This window comes from Massilia sp. CFBP 13721 (genome assembly GCF_014842025.1).
Lineage (GTDB): Bacteria > Pseudomonadota > Gammaproteobacteria > Burkholderiales > Burkholderiaceae_D > Telluria.
Map to the genome: position 1 here is coordinate 1 of NZ_JACYUY010000012.1, position 13,810 is coordinate 13,810.

Genomic DNA, 13,810 nt, shown 5'->3' on the forward strand with positions numbered 1-13,810 from the left:
TCAAGGCCTTGCCTCAGCGTTACACCGTTCGCGTCCTGAAGAAGGACCTTAACTGAACGGCATTAGCGCCTCGGCGCTGCTTTTTTTTTGTTGTGGTTGCCCTGGCCGATATCACGCGCCCAGGCGCCGATAGGCGCTGCATGGCGTCGCTGGCCCTTGCAACACGAGACGGGACTGCGGGCAGCGCACCGCCGTACAATGAACACATGACAGAAAACCTTTCAGCGTTTCGCCGGATGGGGCCAGGCGAACTCGATCTCGCTTTGCAGGAAGCACGGCACCATACGCTTTCGCTGTTCGAGGCATTCGCCGCCGTTGGTTACGACCGGGCCGTGCAGGTACCGCGCCTTGCCAGCCTGAACCCGCCCCTGTGGGAACTCGGACATGTGGCTTGGTTTGCGGAATGGTTCGTCCTGCGCGATGCGGCCAGCAGCAGCCCGGGCGACGCGGCCGGCGCGTCGCTGCTGGTACACGGCGATCGCTGGTTCGACTCGAATACGGTGGCGCACGGTAAGCGCTGGGCGCTGGACCTGCCCGCACCCGGCGTGCTCAAGACATATTGTGGCGAAGTGCTCGACAGGATATGCGCGCGCCTGGTGTCGGCCGGCGAGGACGATCCGGCGCTCTACCCCTATCGGCTGGTACTGGCGCACGAGGACATGCATGGCGAAGCCCTGCTTTACACCTTGCAAACGCTTGGCGTGGCTTGGCCTGCTTTCATTTTGCACTTGACTGAAGCAGGACCCGCCTCCCTGGCGCCAGGCGAGCTTGCCTTCCCAGGCGGGAGCCTGCTGCGCGGCGGCGAACAGTCGCGTGGATTCGTGTTCGACAACGAAAGGCAGGCGGCGCCTTGCCACGTCGCCCCTTTCGTGATCGACGCCGGTCTGGTGTCGAATGCGGCTTACGCCGCATTCATCCGCGATGGCGGTTACCAGGACGCGCGCTACTGGAGCGAGGCCGGACGTGCATGGGTAATGCAAAGCCAGCGCGTGGCGCCACGCTACTGGGAGCCGGATGGCACGCGCGGCTGGAATACCGTCCGCTTCGGAAGCCCGGCAGCGCTCGATCCTGCCGAGCCGGTACGCCATGTGAGCCTGCACGAGGCACAGGCATATTGCAGCTGGGCCGGCAGGCGCCTGCCGTTGGAGGAGGAGTGCGAATACGCGGCGACTTCAAGCCATCCCGGATTCGCCTGGGGCTACCTGTGGGAATGGACCGCGTCGTGCTTCCTCCCCTATACGGGTTTCGTCGCGGACCGCTACCGCGAATACTCGGCGCCATACTTCGGCAGCCGGCAAAGCTTGCGCGGCGCCTCCTTCGCCACGCCCCGGCGCTTGCGCTCGCCCCATTTTCGCAACTTTTATACGCCCGAGCGTGATGACATCTTCACGGGATTTCGTACCTGTGCCTGCTAAGCCGGTGGCGGCAGCGCCCGGCACCTGCGGTTGGCCGGCCGTCCGTGCCGCGTCAAGCCGTCAGTTGGCAGCGTTACGCGGAGGCGCCAGCCGGGCCGCGACTTGCTCGCGAAAGTAACCGCTCTCCACGTAGCGGTACAGGTTCGCCCCCGGGCACACGGTGTTATTCGAATGGTCGCGGTGGCTGGCGATGCGCTCGACCGGCACGCCATATTTTTTCGCCAGCAGCGCCATCAGGTCGACCACGGCATCGAGTTGCTGCTGATTCGGTTCGACTTCCTCGAAATTGCCGACCACTTCGATCAGCGCATGTCCGCTCGGATCGTATTCGGTATTCGTGTCGCCGGCATAGGCGATGTCGCGCGCGGCCCAGGTTTTACCCTCGAGGTCGATCACGTAATGATAGGGGATGTCGAGCCAGCCCTTGGTGTTGCGCGACCAGGTCTGCAGGTTGCGCAGGTACTGGCGCACGTCGGTGCCCGCTTTAAACGTTTCGCCCTGGTGGTGCAGGGTGATGTGGGTGATGGCGTGGCGCCGCGCCCTGGCGGCATCGGCTGGGGTGCCGCCCCAGTCGGCCACCGGCACAATCGGTGGCGTCGCAGGTGGCTGGCTGGCGCAGCCGGCCAGCAGCAGTGCCAATGCCAGGGCGGGGAGGGCGCGCGTGCGTAGATTGAAATTCATGGATGAGTCCAGAGGGGGGAAGCCGCCATCTTTCCACAGCTGGCCGGGTGCGCGCAACGCGCGCCGTGCGATGCTTTCCTGTTAAGCTTACACGGACCGAAAAAAGCCAATAAGCGACCATGAGAACGATTGCCCAGATACTTAAAGACAGCAAGACCATCGCCATCGTCGGCCTGTCGAACAAACCCGAACGCGCCAGCTATGGCGTGGCCCACTACCTGCAAGGGGAGGGTTACCGCATCCTGCCCGTCAACCCGGCCTACGCCGGCGACGAGATCCTCGGCGAGCGCGTCTATGCCAGCCTGCAGGAGGCGGCCGATGCGCTGGCGCCGAGCGGCCAGCGCATCGACATCGTCGACTGCTTCCGCAAGTCGGAAGACATTCCGCCGCTGGCGCGCGACGCCATCGCCGTGCGCGCCGGCTGCCTGTGGATGCAGCTCGAGATCGAGAACCAGGCCGCCGCCGACCTGGCGCGCGCCGCCGGCCTCGACGTGGTGATGAACCACTGCCTGAAAATCGAGCACCGCCAGCTCAACGCCTGACGATTACCATAGACCCGAACGGACCTCATCATGTTGAAAACCACCTTGTCGCTTTCCCTGCTGGCCGCCGTGGCATCCGTCAGCGCCCAGACCACGGGTGTGGCGAATCCGCGCCCACCCGTCGCCGCCACGCCGGCGCCGGCCAGCTGCCCGGCTTTATTAAAGCAAAGTTTCAAACGCCTGCAGGACGAAGCGCCCCAGGACCTGTGCCAGTACGCCGGCAAAGTGGTACTGGTGGTGAACACGGCCAGCAAATGCGGCTATACCAAGCAGTACGAGGGCCTGGAAAAGCTGTACGCCAAATACAGCCCGCGCGGCCTGGTGATCCTCGGCTTTCCCTCCAACGACTTTAAACAGGAAGTGGCCAGCACCAAGGAAATCGCCGACCTCTGCTACAACACCTATGGCGTGAAATTCCCGATGTTCGCGCCGACCGTGGTCACCGGCGCCAACGCCAACCCGCTGCACGCGGCGCTGGCGCGGCAGACCGGCCAGCAACCGAAATGGAATTTTGCGAAGTACCTGATCGGGCGCGATGGCCAGGTCATCGAGCACTTCCCGAGCAAGGTGGCGCCGGAAGATCCGCAGCTGGTGGCCAAAGTCGAGGGCGCGCTGGGGCGCTAAGCGGCGAGCGGTGCGCCTCCGAGAATCGCCAGCATTGGCCCGCGCAGCGCATTGCACACCACGATCCCCTCGGCACGCGCCAGCATCTCGCGCGTGATGACGCGCTCGGCCGCGTCCCAGGCCGGCGCGGCCAGCATCACGGCGCGCATCACGCCCGGCAGCAGGCCGCAGGATAGCGGCGGCGTGTACCAGTTCCCCTTCAGGCGCACGAACACGTTGCTGCGCCCCCCTTCGGTCAGTTCGCCGCGCTCGTTGAAGAACAGGGTGTCGAACGCGCCTTGCGCCTCGGCGGCGCGCCAGGCGGCGTCGTAGCGGCTGCGCACCGATGTTTTATGGCGCAGGAAGACCTCGTTCGATGCGGTCGGCGTATCTGCCAGCAGCAGGCGCACCGGTTCATGCAGGGGCGCCAGCGGCGCCGTCGTGATCGCTAGTTCGCCATCCGCCCCGAGCGCCAGGCGCAGCCGGTGCACGCCGCCCTCCGGCGGCAAGCCGAGGCAGGCGTCGAGCACGCGCGCGTGGGCGGCGGTCGCATCGAAGGGCAAACCGAAATAGGCAGCCGATGCCTGCATGCGCGCCAGGTGCAGGTCGAGGTGGCGCGGACCGTCTGCCCAGGATGCCTTGATGGTCTCGAACAGGTCGACGTCATTACTCAAACCGGTCAGGAAGCGCGCCTTCAGCTTGCATTCGGCGTACTCTCCCTGCGGATCGCTGTCGTAGACGATGCCGGCGCCGACGCCCAGTTCACCGCGGCGTAATCCCTCTCCAGGTCCCAATGCGAGGGTGCGGATCGGCACCGACAGGCAAAAATCGCCGAAGGCATGGCCGTCGCCCGGCGGATCGAACCAGCCGATCGCGCCCGTGTACAGGCCGCGCGGGTCTGGTTCGAGTTCGTCGATGATTTCCATCGTGCGCCGCTTGGGTGCGCCCGTGATCGAGCCGCAGGGATACAGCGCGGCGAACAGGTCGGCCAGGGTGACGTCCGCGCGCAAGGTCGCCTGCACGGTGGAAGTCATCTGCAGCACGGCGCCGAAGCGCGTCACCTCGAACAGTTTTGGCACCGTCACGCTGCCGGTTTGCGCCACGCGCCCCAAGTCGTTACGCAGCAGGTCGACAATCATGAGGTTTTCGGCGCGGTTCTTGGGGTCGAGCGCGAGCGCGGCGGCGCGTTCGCGGTTAATGGCTTCGTCGTCGCTGGCGGGCGCGGTACCCTTCATCGGCCGCGCCAGCAGCGTATTTCCGCTGTGGCGCACGAACAGCTCGGGCGAGAACGACAGCACCGCGCCGCCATCCGGCAAGCCAACCAGGGCGCCGTAGGGCACCGGCTGGCGTGCGCGCAGGCGGCTGTAGAGCGCAACTACGGAACCGAAGGCGTCGAAGCGCAGGCGGTAGGTGTAGTTGACCTGGTAGGTGTCGCCGGCGGCGATGTAGGCGCGGATGCGATTGATCGCAGCGACGAAGCGCGCCTCGTCGACGTTCGCCGTCACGGCGGCGACGCCGGCCGGGGAGGCGCCAGTGCGGGTGGCAATCCAGGCGTGCACCGCGTCGGCGTTCAGTAATTCGCAGCGCTCGAACAGCAGGACCTGCGCCAGCGGGCCTGGCAGGCTTTTAGTGGGGATACCGAGCAGGTGCGCGCCCAGTTCATAGCTGAGCAGCGGCACGGCGTACAGGCCGCGCGCCAGGGCTGCCTGCAGGTCTGCCAGCACGCCGTTCCAGCCGGCGGCATCGACGCAGGCAAGGGTGCCGGCGTGGCCGGTGTACAGGCGCGAGCGGGCTTGCGCATGACCCTCCGCGCTCGCATCGTCGAGCAGTGCAAAGACGTTGTCCATGGCGAGTCGGTCCTGGAATCAGGCCGCCAGCAGCAGCGACAATTGTACGCCGCTGGCATCGGCCGGATGCTGTTTGAAACCGCTCTTCGCATAGCGGTGCCAGCGTCCGGTGACGTAACTCACCAGCAGGCTGGCGCGCGCGGCGACGTCGTCTTCGCTGCCGTGGCCTTGCGTGACGGCCAGGCGCAGGGCGCCCTTGCAGGCCAGTTCGACGCGGTCATAAAAACCGTTCATGCGTGCTTGCAGGCGCTCGTCTTCGCCCACCAGCGCGTCGCCGATCAGGACCCGCGTCATGCCCGGGTTGTTGGCGGCAAAGGCCAGCAGCGTGGTGAGGATGGCGTGCAGCTGGTCGACGCCGCGTTCTTCCTTCTCGCTGATCTGGTTGATCACGCCGAACACGCTGGACTCGATGAAATCGATCAGCCCCTCGAACATCTGCGCCTTGCTGGCGAAGTGGCGGTACAGCGCCGCTTCCGACACCGATAAACGCGCCGCCAGCGCGGCGGTGGTGATCTTGTCAACCTTGGGCTGCTCGAGCATGGCCGCCAGGGCCTGGAGGATTTGCAGTTTGCGCTGGCCTGGCCTGGTGCTTGCCATGGGATTCCGGAAGAAGAGTTAGTCGAAAAAACGTAGCCGCTGCAGGCGCTGCGGCAGCTGGCGCACGGATTTTACTTTGACATCGACGTAATTGGGGCGAATCACCCGCCGCGGGCGCGCCATCGCCAGCGTGCTGCGCTCGAACCGGCGCAGGTATTGGGTAATCCACACTGTGCGCAAGCCGAGCTGCTTGGCGCTTTTCAGGTTGGCCAGCGTGTCTTCGACCAGGATGCAGTCGCGCGCGGCGATGCCGTACTTGCGCAGCAGGCGCGCCAGCATCAGCTTCGACGGTTTCGGCCTGAGCTGGCGGTGCACGTGCATCTGCTCGATCGCGATATGGTGCGCGAAATGGCGCCCCAGGCCGAGGTGGCGCATCACGTGGGTCGAGTAATCGAGCGGCGCATTCGTCAGCAGGATCTTGCGGCCCGGGAGTTTCATCAGCAGGCGTCCCAGGCCGGTCTCGGAGCGCATCATGGCGCGTAAATCCTTGAGATCATGGGTCTCGCGCAAGAAATCGGCGGCGCTGACGCCGTGATGGCGCATCATGCCGAGCAGGGTGGCGCCGTACTTCTTCCAGTAGCCGAGGCGCGCGGCATCGATCCGCGCCTGGGTCACCGGCGTGATGCCGTCGTCGAGCACGCGCGCGATATACGTGTTCATGTTGGCGCTGATCGCCGGGAAAATCGCGTGCGAGGCGTCGTGCAGGGTATTGTCCAGGTCAAATAACCAGACGGGGGCGGCGGGAGTATGATTCGACACGTTGAATATGGATGACAGGAGCAGTAAATGCGACGTCCGATTATAGTGGCCTTCCTCGGCTTCGTTCTGCTGGCGTGCCAGGCGCTCGCGGCCGAACGCGGCGCGCTGTTCAAGGTGAGCGGCGCAAAACATAGCTTGTACCTGTACGGCACCATCCACGCCGGCAAAGCGGACTATTATCCGCTCGAGCCGCGCCTCGGCAAAGCCGTCGCCGCCGCACCGACGCTGGCGCTGGAAGTGGACGTACAACGCGACCCCGGCGCCACGGCGGCGGCCTTCCAGCAATACGGCCTGGTCGCGGCCGGCAGCGCCGGCGTGGCACAATTGCCGGCCGCGCGCCGCCAGCGCATCGAGGCCGGCCTCAAATTGCAGGGCATCGATCCGGGTGCGCTGGCGCAGCTGAAACCCTGGGTGCTGGCGACGATGCTGGCGGTGGCGGACCTGGCGAAACTGGGTGTCGACCCGGCCCTCGGCGTCGACCTGCACCTGGCATCGCTGGCGCGCGGCAAGGCGCGCATCGCCGAACTGGAATCGGTGCAGTACCAGGCGGCGCTGCTCGACCGGCTGCCGCTGGCGATGCAGTGGGATGTATTGGAAGAGACGCTGGCGCACATGGCATCGGGCCAACAATTGCGCGAGACGCGCGAACTGTTCGCGGCCTATGAAGGCGCCGACCGTACCGCGCTGGACGCCATCGCGCACCGTATCGAGACCGACGACAGCGTCAGCGGCAAGTTCATCCGCGACGTGGTGCTGATCGAACGCAACGGGCCGATGGCCGACAAACTCGCCGCGCTGCTGGCGCGCGAAGACAATGCGGTGGCCGCGGTCGGTTTATTGCACTTATTGGGAAAACACGGGATACCGGAACTGTTGCGCCAGCGCGGTTTACGCGTGGAGCGGGTGTATTGAAACTGCGGGGAGGGGAGTGGTGCCCTTTACGTGGATTGAACACGTGGCCTCTCCCTTACCAAGGGAGTGCTCTACCACTGAGCTAAAAGGGCGGTACTGACATGACGGCATGGAAGCCGTCACATTTGTTTAGTGCGACCGGATCATAGTGCCAAATGCCTGTTCGGTCAAGACTTCCAGCAACAAAGAGTGTTCGATGCGGCCATCGATGATGTGCACGGTGTTCACGCCGGACTTGGCGGCATCCAGCGCCGACGAGATCTTCGGCAGCATGCCGCCCGAAATCGTGCCGTCTTCGAACATCTCGTCGATCTCGCGCGCCGACAGGTCGGTGACCAGGTTGCCGGCCTTGTCTTGCACGCCGGCGATGTTGGTCATCATGATCAGCTTTTCGGCCTTGAGAATTTCCGCGATCTTGCCGGCGACGACGTCGGCATTGATGTTGTAGGCTTGCCCGTCCTGGCCAAAGCCGATCGGCGAGATGATCGGAATGAAGGCGTCGTCCTGCAGCGCTTTTACCACAGCCGGATTGATCGCCTCGATCTCGCCGACGAAGCCGATGTCAAGGAACTCGCCCGGCTTGTCGCGGTCGGGCATCGACATTTTGCGGGCGCGGATCAGGCCGCCGTCCTTGCCGGTCAGGCCGACTGCCTGGCCGCCGTAATGGTTGATCAGCATGACGATGTCCTGCTGCACTTCACCGCCCAGCACCCACTCGACCACTTCCATGGTTTCTTCGTCGGTGATGCGCATGCCTTGCACGAAGGTGCCTTGCTTGCCGATTTTTTTCAAGGCGTTGTCAATCTGCGGACCGCCGCCGTGCACCACGACCGGGTTCATGCCTACCAGTTTCAGCAGGATGACGTCGCGCGCGAAGCCGTGCTTCAGGCGTTCGTCGGTCATGGCATTGCCGCCGTACTTGATGACAATCGTCTTGCCATGGAAGTTGCGGATATACGGGAGCGCCTCGGCCAGGATCTGTGCCTTGATTTGCGGGGAAACCCCGGTCAGGTCACTCGATGGGTCGTCGGTTTTCAAGCTGGTCACGTGAGCGTTCATGGGGAGTCCGAAAAGAATGTGGCGGAGATTTTACAGGCAACGCGGGCGCCCTTGTAGGCATTCTGCGGCGCGCTTGTTGTATTTTATTGGATGACCGGGTCAGGATCGCTGCCAGTAAACCTTCTATGATGCTTGTACGATATTACACATGACGAATAATTTATGTCGCAAGGGTGTGCCATGAGCCTGTGTACACGTTGCGGCGCCGCCTTCGGCTGCGCCATGGCCGATGGATCGAACCAACCCTGCTGGTGTACGACGCTGCCGCCGGTGGTGCCGGTGCCGGGTGTCGATGCCGCCTGCTGGTGCCCGGCCTGCCTGCGCGCGCATATTGCCGAGACTGCCAGACCCGCCGCCGAAAAGTTCCCGCTTGACGATTGAGGCGCTGCGGTGACCTGAGCCCGGCGTGCGCGCATCATCTTTTACAGAGACGACGCTGGCATCGACGCCACGCCGGGCCGCATGACGCGGCCGGTAGAGTCCGAGGGCCTTGAGAAAGCGTAGCGAGCGGAAGGAGCGGCAGCCGAGATGCGCAGCTGTACGGAAGTACAGCGAGCATCGCAGGCTGTCGCGCCGACGCGCATTAGCTTTATCAAGGTCCTCAGCGATGGGTACTGAAGAAACGCAGCATCTCGCGGCTGGCGTCCGGTCCCTTGCCGTCGGTATAGGAACCGCGCGCGCTGCCGCCCGACCAGGCGTGGCCGGCGCCGTGGATGACCCAGTGTTCACCATGCACCTTGCCGTCGGCGCGCTTGTGCATGGTGCGGGTAAAGGCGTGGCCATCGGGTACCCGGCCCGGTTCGATCGCCATGGCATGGGCGGCGTCGCGCGCCTGCACCATCAGCTCGTCGCCATTGGTCGGGTGCACGGTGTGGTCCTGGTCGCCATGGAAGACGATGATCGGGATCGCTTTACCGCGTTTGTTCTGGCGCTGCAATTGACCCTGCATCGCGGCCAGGGCCGAGGGCAGGTCGTGCGCGGACGCGTAGGGCAGGCCCGAGTGCACGCCGACGGCGGCGTACAGTTCCGGGTACAGCGTGCCCATGATGGTGGCCATGGCGCCGCCGGCGGACAGGCCGGCGACATATACCTGGGCCGGGTCGATGCGGTATTGGCCCATGATCTCGCGGGTGATGCCGGCGATGATCGAGGGTTCGCCCTGGTCGCGCTTCTGGTCGACGGCGTTGAACCAGTTCCAGCAGCGCGAGGAATTGGCCTGACGCGATTGCGAGGGATAGACCACCAGGCAGCCGGTTTCCTCGGCCAGCGCATTCATTTGCGTGCCGGTGGCAAAGTCGTCCGGGTCTTGCGTGCAGCCGTGCAGCATCACGACGAGCGCCGTGGGTTTATGTTGCTCGCCCTGGTAATTGCTAGGAACATACAGTTTGTAACTGCGGGTGCCGGCGCGATTGGTAAAACTGCCTTCGCTGAAGGTGCCGGGCAAGAGTGCCGCCGGTTCGTTGGCGGCCGCGCCGCCGTGGCCGAATTTACGGCTCAGTTCAGCCAGCATGTCGGGCACGTCTCCCGCTGAACGCAGGTTGGCCATGCCATTCGCCTGCGACAGGCCGCTCATCTGCGCCTGCGCCGCCTGGGTGAGCGCCGAGGCGTTTTTCAGGGCATCCTGGATCACCTTGTTGGTATCGACCTGGGGCTTCTTGATCAGGTTACGGGTCGCGGCACGCATTTGCGCGAGCAGTTTGTTATTCATGTTCATATTCATTTTCATCTGGCTTCCTTTTGTGCGCTTTATAAGATGCGCTCTGCCAATGCGGTCTTGACGGCACTGCTGGCATGCAGCGCGCCCAGGACCGAAATCGATTCGATGGTGGCCAGGGCCAGTTCGACGGGGACGTCGCTGGCGATGCTGGCCATGCCGAGCACCTGGATCTGCAGCCGGATACCGGCTTGCTGCGCCGCTTCCAGGTCGGCCCGCGAGTAATGGTGCATGCCGAGCACGAGGCTGCGGCGGGCCACGGTTTGCCGGACGACGTCGGCATGGGTATTGAGCTGGTTGCGGATGGCGGTGCGGATCAGGTCGGTACGGTTGCTGTAAAAACCTTCACTCACCAGTAAATCGATCTGGCCCAGGTCGATCATGCCCAGGTTGATCGTGATTTTTTCCGAATCCACGAGCTTCGGCTTCGTGTCGTGCGTGCTCATAACTTGACCCCGCATGCTTACACCATCCTTTCAAACCATCTCCGTACCATCCACATGGATGGTTTTATTTGCTGCCAAGTCTACGCTCCTGAGTGTTGAGGTCAAGCGCAATTCGATTGAATCGGGTAATCTCTTTCTTCATGAGTCCAGAATTACAACCCGGCCTGCGCTTCGCATGGCAGTACACGGTCCCGCCGCGCGCGACCGTGCCGCAGCTGTACCACGACACCCCGTTTTGCCGCGACATGCCCGAGGTGCTGGCGACCGGCTACCTGGTCGGCATGATGGAACTGGCCTGCGTGCACGGCATGCTGCCCTTCCTCGACTGGCCCCGCGAACAGAGTCTGGGCACCATGGTCAGCTTTCAACATTTGGCGCCGACGCCGCCCGGCATGCAGTTGCGCATCGAGGGCGAAGTGCTCGCCGTCGAAGGCCAGCGCGTGCGCTTCAAAGTGCAGGCTTGGGACGAGCAGGAGCGCATCTGCGAAGGCACGCACGAACGCTGCGTGATCGATGTCGACCGTTTCAATGCGCGTGTCGCAAACAAGCAACGCGCAACGTCCGGAGACGCCGCATGAGCCTGGCATCTCCCGAACTGCAGACCCCGGTGCCTTCGCCCTGCATCAGCCTGTGCGAGATGGACGGGCGTACCGGTTTGTGCCGCGGCTGCCTGCGTACGATCGACGAGATCATTGCCTGGGGCACTGCCAGCGATGAGGACAAACGGGCGGTGTGGGTCGAGATCCGCCGTCGCGAAGCGGACCTCGATTTTGGCTAACCTGCCTGCGCAGTTGCCTCTGCATTTGCCCCCGACGATGCTTGTCTTCGAGCGCGGCTGGCTGTCGTCGAACAATGTGCTGTTCACGGGCGACGCCCCGGCGCTGCTCGACAGCGGCTACGTGACCCATGCGCCGCAGACGCTGGCGCTGGTACGGCATGCGCTTGATGGACGTCCGCTGGCGCGCCTGTTGAACACCCATCTGCATTCGGACCACTGCGGCGGCAATGGCGCGCTGCAGACAGCGTATGGCTGCCACACGGCGATCCCGGCAGGCGAGGCGGCCAAGGTCGCCGCCTGGGACGAGGAGGCGCTGAGTTTTCGCGCCACCGGCCAGCAATGCGCACGCTTCACCTACGATGCGCTGCTGGCGCCGGGGCAAATGCTGGAACTGGGCGGCATGGCGTGGGAAGTGCTGGCGGCGCCGGGCCACGATCCGCATGCCGTGTTGCTGTTCTGCGCGCGCGAGGGCATCCTGATTGCGGGCGACGCGCTGTGGGAAAACGGGTTTGGCGTGATTTTTCCGGAACTCGATGGCGAATCCGGTTTCAGCGAAGCGCGCGCGACGCTCGACCTGATCGGCACGCTCGATGCGCGGGTGGTGATTCCGGGGCATGGACGCATGTTTACCAATGTGGCGGGCGCCCTGGGGCGGGCGTACGCGCGGCTCGATTATTTATCGGCCGATCCGAAGAAGAATGCGGAGAATGCGGTCAAGGTGCTCCTGAAATTCCTTCTGCTCGAGCGCCAGCGGATTGCGCTCAGTGCATTGCCGGCGCTGCTGGCGGCGATTCCGGTGGTCGCCAGCGCCATGCGGCAGATGGATATTGCTGGCCTGGCGACGGATCCTGCGCTGGTTGAACGCGTGGGCAGCGAAGCTGCCCACCTTACGTCGCAAGGCGCGCCCCTCGGTCAGGTCGGTATCGCCACGACGCTTGCACAGACCCGTAAGGTGGGCGGATCCTCCGCCCACGCGTTCAACGCACAGTCGCATACCGCAGCGGACGCTTACATCGACCTCGCCACTTGGGCCGCATCCTCCCTGCTGCGCGCCAAGGCTGCCCGCATCGACGGCGCCGACCTGGTCGACGCATAAATTAGAGCCACCGATCTAGCACGATCGTGCTTTTTATGAGGCTATAATCATCAGCCAGTCCGAATAACCCCACGCCGAAAGAGCTGCCCATGTCGCTGCCTACCGTACTGCAAAACCTTTCCTTGCCCGTGATTGCCTCGCCGATGTTCATCGCCAGCGGTCCGGCCCTTGTCGCGGCGCAGTGCAAGGCGGGGATCGTCGGTTCCTTCCCGGCCCTGAACGCCCGTCCGGCCGAACTGCTCGATACCTGGCTGACCGATCTGCAGAAGGAGCTGGCCGACTACGCCGCTGCGAATCCGGGCGCAAAAGTCGGCCCGATCGCGGTGAACCAGATCGTGCACGCCTCCAACGCGCGCCTCGAGCACGACGTCGAAATCTGCGTCAAACACCAGGTGCCGATCATCATCTCGTCGCTGCGTGCGCCGCCGAAGGAGATGCTCGACGCCGTGCACAGCTATGGCGGCATCGTGTTGCACGACGTGGTCTCGATCCGCCACGCGCACAAGGCGCTGGAAGCGGGCGTCGACGGCCTGATCCTGGTCGCGGCCGGCGCCGGCGGCCACGCCGGCGCCTTGTCTCCGTTCGCGCTGGTGGGCGAGGTGCGCAAATTCTTCGACGGCCCGATCGCCTTGTCCGGTTCGATCGCCACCGGCGACGCGATCCTGGCGGCGCAGGCGATGGGCGCCGATTTCGCCTACATCGGCTCGCGCTGGCTGGCGACGCAAGAGTCGAACGTCAGCGACGACTACCGCAACGCGATCGTCGAATCGAGCGCGGCCGACGTGGTGTACACCAATCTGTTTACGGGCGTGCACGGCAACTACCTGAAAAAATCGATCGTCAACGCCGGGCTCGATCCGGACGCGCTGCCGGAATCGGACAAGAGCAAGATGAGCTTTGGCGACGGCAGCTCGAAGGCCAAGGCCTGGCGCGACATCTGGGGCGCGGGCCAGGGCGTGGGCCTGATGCACGACGTGCCGACGGTGGCCGAGATGGTCGAACGCCTCGCGCGCGAATACGCCGCCGCACGCGCACGCCTGGCGCTGCGCTGAAAGGGTAGGTAGGGTGGGCGCCCCCTGTGCCCACGCGGAATGATGCACAGTGTTAGCCGGTTGAAAATGCCGACACGGCGCCACAAGCAAAGGCCTCTATCGAGAGTAATGCGCTTCAGTGAAGCCTGAGCGAACTCTCTACCAGCGGTGAGCCAGGCAACACTGCCTGCGTTTCGATAATCGTAGGGCGGACCGGGCGGCGAACCGCTCAGTCCACGGCCGTTTCGTTGCATTCCTTCATACTAGGGAAGCCCGTACGTGCGCGCTCCGGGCTACTTGGCGCATTTCGATATGCACGAGAAAGGCCGT

The 13,810-nt window shown here is 64.4% G+C and carries 15 protein-coding genes, 1 tRNA gene and 1 pseudogene; 9 read left to right on the plus strand and 8 right to left on the minus strand.

All coding sequences use genetic code 11. The features are described from left to right. Window positions 1-206: 206 nt before the first annotated feature. On the plus strand, window positions 207-1,415 hold the full coding sequence (gene senA, locus IFT60_RS13160) for a selenoneine synthase SenA (protein ID WP_192052431.1): 1,209 nt from the start codon (window positions 207-209) through the stop codon (window positions 1,413-1,415). Window positions 1,416-1,475: 60 nt separating this feature from the next. Here senA and IFT60_RS13165 read toward each other — a convergent pair whose 3' ends face one another. Next, complete coding sequence (locus IFT60_RS13165; RefSeq protein WP_192052432.1) at window positions 1,476-2,096, minus strand: peptidoglycan recognition protein family protein; 621 nt, start codon at window positions 2,094-2,096, stop codon at window positions 1,476-1,478. Window positions 2,097-2,215: 119 nt separating this feature from the next. On the opposite strand from IFT60_RS13165, the gene IFT60_RS13170 reads away from it, so the two are divergent. Both IFT60_RS13170 and IFT60_RS13175 read left to right on the plus strand, forming a co-directional pair. Beyond that, entirely contained in the window at window positions 2,216-2,638 is a 423-nt protein-coding gene (locus IFT60_RS13170; RefSeq protein WP_192052433.1) for a CoA-binding protein, read from the plus strand. Between the two features lie 30 nt (window positions 2,639-2,668). Next, window positions 2,669-3,262 (plus strand): glutathione peroxidase, encoded by a 594-nt coding sequence (locus IFT60_RS13175; RefSeq protein ID WP_192052434.1) that lies wholly within the window; start codon window positions 2,669-2,671, stop codon window positions 3,260-3,262. Here the strand turns inward: IFT60_RS13175 and pabB are convergent. Genes pabB through IFT60_RS13190 form a run of 3 tightly spaced genes read right to left on the minus strand, consistent with a single transcriptional unit; the run spans window position 3,259 to window position 6,444 of the window. After that, window positions 3,259-5,088: an aminodeoxychorismate synthase component I gene (gene pabB / locus IFT60_RS13180; RefSeq protein WP_192052435.1), complete on the minus strand. Its 1,830-nt coding sequence runs from the start codon at window positions 5,086-5,088 to the stop codon at window positions 3,259-3,261. The two genes, IFT60_RS13175 and pabB, sit on opposite strands and share 4 nt — an antisense overlap. A gap of 18 nt (window positions 5,089-5,106) precedes the next feature. Further along, a complete protein-coding gene (slmA, locus tag IFT60_RS13185; RefSeq protein WP_192052436.1) occupies window positions 5,107-5,685 on the minus strand; it encodes a nucleoid occlusion factor SlmA in 579 nt (192 codons plus the stop codon). A gap of 18 nt (window positions 5,686-5,703) precedes the next feature. Next, window positions 5,704-6,444 (minus strand): HAD-IA family hydrolase, encoded by a 741-nt coding sequence (locus tag IFT60_RS13190; protein WP_374001118.1) that lies wholly within the window; start codon window positions 6,442-6,444, stop codon window positions 5,704-5,706. 27 nt (window positions 6,445-6,471) lie between these two features. On the opposite strand from IFT60_RS13190, the gene IFT60_RS13195 reads away from it, so the two are divergent. Further along, the gene (locus tag IFT60_RS13195) at window positions 6,472-7,356 is read left to right on the plus strand and encodes a TraB/GumN family protein (protein WP_229510854.1); all 885 of its coding nucleotides are present in this window, start codon (window positions 6,472-6,474) and stop codon (window positions 7,354-7,356) included. Window positions 7,357-7,373: 17 nt separating this feature from the next. Here the strand turns inward: IFT60_RS13195 and IFT60_RS13200 are convergent. Both IFT60_RS13200 and argB read right to left on the minus strand, forming a co-directional pair. After that, window positions 7,374-7,448 (minus strand) — tRNA-Thr (locus IFT60_RS13200). Window positions 7,449-7,485: 37 nt separating this feature from the next. Beyond that, the gene (gene argB, locus IFT60_RS13205) at window positions 7,486-8,415 is read right to left on the minus strand and encodes an acetylglutamate kinase (RefSeq protein ID WP_192052439.1); all 930 of its coding nucleotides are present in this window, start codon (window positions 8,413-8,415) and stop codon (window positions 7,486-7,488) included. A gap of 180 nt (window positions 8,416-8,595) precedes the next feature. On the opposite strand from argB, the gene IFT60_RS13210 reads away from it, so the two are divergent. Continuing rightward, window positions 8,596-8,796 carry a cysteine-rich CWC family protein gene (locus tag IFT60_RS13210; RefSeq protein WP_192052440.1) on the plus strand — a complete coding sequence of 67 codons (201 nt, stop codon included), beginning with the start codon at window positions 8,596-8,598 and terminating at the stop codon, window positions 8,794-8,796. 220 nt (window positions 8,797-9,016) lie between these two features. Here IFT60_RS13210 and IFT60_RS13215 read toward each other — a convergent pair whose 3' ends face one another. Beyond that, complete coding sequence (locus IFT60_RS13215) at window positions 9,017-10,129, minus strand: extracellular catalytic domain type 1 short-chain-length polyhydroxyalkanoate depolymerase (RefSeq protein WP_192052441.1); 1,113 nt, start codon at window positions 10,127-10,129, stop codon at window positions 9,017-9,019. A gap of 32 nt (window positions 10,130-10,161) precedes the next feature. Then, the gene (locus IFT60_RS13220; protein WP_192052563.1) at window positions 10,162-10,575 is read right to left on the minus strand and encodes a ribbon-helix-helix domain-containing protein; all 414 of its coding nucleotides are present in this window, start codon (window positions 10,573-10,575) and stop codon (window positions 10,162-10,164) included. Window positions 10,576-10,715: 140 nt separating this feature from the next. On the opposite strand from IFT60_RS13220, the gene IFT60_RS13225 reads away from it, so the two are divergent. From IFT60_RS13225 to IFT60_RS13240, 4 genes and pseudogenes are all read left to right on the plus strand, one after another. Beyond that, on the plus strand, window positions 10,716-11,153 hold the full coding sequence (locus tag IFT60_RS13225; protein ID WP_192052442.1) for a thioesterase family protein: 438 nt from the start codon (window positions 10,716-10,718) through the stop codon (window positions 11,151-11,153). Then, on the plus strand, window positions 11,150-11,353 hold the full coding sequence (locus IFT60_RS13230; RefSeq protein WP_192052443.1) for a DUF1289 domain-containing protein: 204 nt from the start codon (window positions 11,150-11,152) through the stop codon (window positions 11,351-11,353). Before IFT60_RS13225 ends, IFT60_RS13230 begins: the two co-directional genes overlap by 4 nt. 37 nt (window positions 11,354-11,390) lie before the next feature. Continuing rightward, window positions 11,391-12,173, plus strand: a pseudogene (locus IFT60_RS13235) (MBL fold metallo-hydrolase); the annotation flags it as partial. 365 nt (window positions 12,174-12,538) lie between these two features. Continuing rightward, window positions 12,539-13,501 carry an NAD(P)H-dependent flavin oxidoreductase gene (locus IFT60_RS13240; RefSeq protein ID WP_192052445.1) on the plus strand — a complete coding sequence of 321 codons (963 nt, stop codon included), beginning with the start codon at window positions 12,539-12,541 and terminating at the stop codon, window positions 13,499-13,501. Window positions 13,502-13,810: the final 309 nt, after the last annotated feature.